Annotated in this window: 3 protein-coding genes and 1 pseudogene; 2 read left to right on the top strand and 2 right to left on the bottom strand. The window is 40.9% G+C overall.

Annotated elements, in window-relative coordinates:
- On the bottom strand, nucleotides 1-849 hold an 849-nt coding region (acsF, locus tag O9324_RS26715), incomplete at its 3' end, for a magnesium-protoporphyrin IX monomethyl ester (oxidative) cyclase (RefSeq protein WP_288141786.1).
- A gap of 189 nt (nucleotides 850-1,038) precedes the next feature.
- On the opposite strand from acsF, the gene rpmF reads away from it, so the two are divergent.
- Together rpmF and O9324_RS26705 are read left to right on the top strand one after the other, a co-directional pair.
- The gene (gene rpmF, locus O9324_RS26710; RefSeq protein ID WP_004161392.1) at nucleotides 1,039-1,221 is read left to right on the top strand and encodes a 50S ribosomal protein L32; all 183 of its coding nucleotides are present in this window, start codon (nucleotides 1,039-1,041) and stop codon (nucleotides 1,219-1,221) included.
- Nucleotides 1,222-1,309: 88 nt separating this feature from the next.
- Nucleotides 1,310-1,909 (top strand): sulfite oxidase-like oxidoreductase, encoded by a 600-nt coding sequence (locus O9324_RS26705; RefSeq protein WP_288141785.1) that lies wholly within the window; start codon nucleotides 1,310-1,312, stop codon nucleotides 1,907-1,909.
- A 116-nt stretch (nucleotides 1,910-2,025) separates the two neighbouring features.
- Here the strand turns inward: O9324_RS26705 and O9324_RS26700 are convergent.
- Nucleotides 2,026-2,823, bottom strand: a pseudogene (locus tag O9324_RS26700) (tetratricopeptide repeat protein); the annotation flags it as partial.
- Between the last annotated feature and the right edge of the window lie 140 nt (nucleotides 2,824-2,963).

The raw sequence follows: 2,963 nt of genomic DNA, 5'->3' as shown, positions 1-2,963 counted from the left end.
AATGGTGGGAAAAGCGCGAGCGGAGGTATTATTAGTCTGACGAATTACTTCTTGGTCAAAAGCGATCGCATCCATTCCTAAAGCATCATAAAAGTCTGAGCGTTCCCGTACAGTTAAACTATGGGTAGCAAAGACGGAAAGCAGGAAAAAACGACTCCATAATCTCGATCGCCAATTATTCCACAATTGCGGTTTAGCGCGCAGCAAGGTTTTAAAGATATCTCCGTGGCGATTTTCGTCCTGACACCAACTCTCGAAGTAATTAAAGAGAGGATTAAATTTATACTGGGGATGTTCTTCTAAATGACGATAAATGAGAATATAACGCCAATAACCGATTTTTTCGGAGAGATAGACTGTATAGAGAACCCATTCAAGGGGGAAAAAGGTGTAGGTACGGGTTTTGGTAATTTTGGCTAGATCGAGGGAAATATTAAAGTCAGCCATGGCTTTATTGAGAAATCCTGCATGGCGCGCCTCATCTCTAGCCATAAGATGAAATATCTCCCCTAACAAGGGATTACGGCTTTTTAGTTGTCGAGACAGTTCCTTAAATAACAAAAAGCCGGAAAATTCGGAGATACAGGAGCGTTCTAGATAATCTATAAAAGCATTTCTCGTTTTTTCATCGAGATTATCTTGATAGTTCTCAAATCCTTGCTGACGTTCAAAGTGATGCCGGTTATAATCGGTCCGCATCTCCTCTAACATCGCTTTGATTTCGGTTTCTTGCACAGAAAGGTCAAAATTAGCGGCAGCCTCAAAATCGGTGGTATAGAAACGAGGAGTGAGGATAGTTTCGCGTAGAACAGCTTTTTTCTGGGAGGGGGGTTCGACGGTAGTTACCATGATGGAAATTACTTGACTACATAGCTATATAGGATTTTAAACATAAATAGGTAAGCCAATGATAATTATTAAGTTTTATCAATATTTTGGGCAGTAGTGAGCAAGGGAATCAGACAAGTGAGCGAGCCGATTAGGGAAATAGGGAGTAGAATAGAAAGGTTGTGAGTCTATAACTATCGTTAAAATACTATGGCTTGTCCCAAGAAGAAAACCTCAAATGCCAAGCGCGACCAACGGAGAGCGCACTGGAGAAAGCAAGCGGAGCGGGAAGCGCAAAAAGCCTTATCTTTGGGTAAATCTGTCCTTTCTGGTCGTTCTAACAGCTTTGTCTATCCCACTAAAGAGGAAGAAGAAGGGGAAGACGAGGAATAACTTGATGGTGGGGAGTGAGGTATAGAAGACCTTTTCGCTCCCTAATATTTTAAGATTTGTTGAAAATTTTCGTCGCGAGTCTCAAATAATGTTAGGCAAATTCTTTAAAAAACCAGCATCTCCCGATAAAGACCGAGTTCCTCCGGGCCAATATCTCGCTAGTGGTTTTCCTGTGCTTACCTACGGGGATACTCCCCAAATCAAGACCGAGAACTGGTTATTCAAGGTTTGGGGAAAGGTGGCCACGACTAAAACTTTTAACTGGTCGGATTTTATGGCCCTACCGCAGTCGGAGTTTACCAAGGATTTTCACTGTGTCACCCGTTGGTCAAAATTAGATGTGACTTGGACGGGAGTTAAGGTATCGGATTTTATGACCTTAATTGACCTGCTGCCGGAAGCTACCCACGTCATGCAACACTGTTATGGCGGTTATACCACTAACCTGACCCTAGAGGAGTTCCTGCACGAGGATAATTTTTTCGCTTTTCAACTGTTTGGTCAACCTTTACCCCCCGACCACGGTGGTCCGCTGCGCTTAGTTGTTCCCCATCTCTACGCTTGGAAAAGTTCTAAATGGATTAATGGCTTAGAATTTCTCGATCGAGAGCAATCGGGTTTCTGGGAACGTAATGGCTACCATCGACGAGGTGATCCCTGGTTAGAGGAACGTTATAGCGTTTTTTAAGGATTTTTGGCTTAAAATCGGGTGAGATAAGCAATCAAGTCCAGTAATTCCTATCATTAAAACAAGCAAAAGTCAAGGGGTAAGCAACAAATTTTTACTCGATTGCGACTGGGTAATTATAATTGCCGAATTGCCTGATCACAATATTGAACATATCCTGCTAACCCCAATGCTTGAAATAATTTCCGCGCTTGAAGATATGCTTCTTTCGCTTCCGATATACGATCGAGTTTATAGTAGGTAAGTCCCAGATTAAACAGAGTCTTTGGTTCTCCTATGATATACTCCATTTCCTGAAAGATTTCTAAGGACTTTTGATAAAACTCGCTCGCTTTTTGGTATTCTCCTAGGGAACCGTAAACATTCCCCAAACCTAGATAGGAATAAGCTTCTCCTGTTATATCAGAGATTTCCCGTTTGATTGCTAAGGATTGTTGATGAAACTCGCTCGCTTTTTGGTATTCTCCTAGGGAATAGTAAACACTGCCTAAATTATTGTAGGAAGACGCTTCACCCCCTCGATCATCGATTTTCCGTGTGATTGCTAAAGACTGTTGATAAAACTCGATCGCTTTTTGGTATTCTCCTAGGGAATAGTAAATACTGGCTAATGAGTCGAGACTCGCAACTAAATCAAGTTCTAGATTTAACTCTTTTTGTAAATCGATCGCTTTTTGATAATACTCGATCGCAAGCAGAAGTTCCTGACGATAATCTGACAATGGCAGATTTAATAAACGATGGTTATAAATCTTAGCTAAACTGGCATATAAACTCGCTAGTCTTGGCTCTTTTTTGCCTTTATTTACCTCGATTTGCTCGATTAGTTCTAACAAGTCTTCCTTAGAGATTAAAGGAATATCTTTATCTATAGTAATTTCGTCAAAAGATTGTAAAATTGGTAAAAATTCCTGGCTCTTCGGTTTGTGTTATGCAATGGACGGGGGTTATAAGGGATGGAACCCTTATAGAGAAAGGCATTTAGCGATTTTTGTCAATTGTTTTTGCTCTAGAGCGAACTAATCAATTAAGTCTCTTGCCAGATAAGGATTTA

The organism is Microcystis sp. LE19-84.1B, from assembly GCF_027531875.1.
In the GTDB taxonomy this organism is placed as follows: Bacteria; Cyanobacteriota; Cyanobacteriia; order Cyanobacteriales; family Microcystaceae; genus Microcystis; species Microcystis panniformis.
This window is presented reverse-complemented; position numbering and strand designations above follow the sequence as displayed.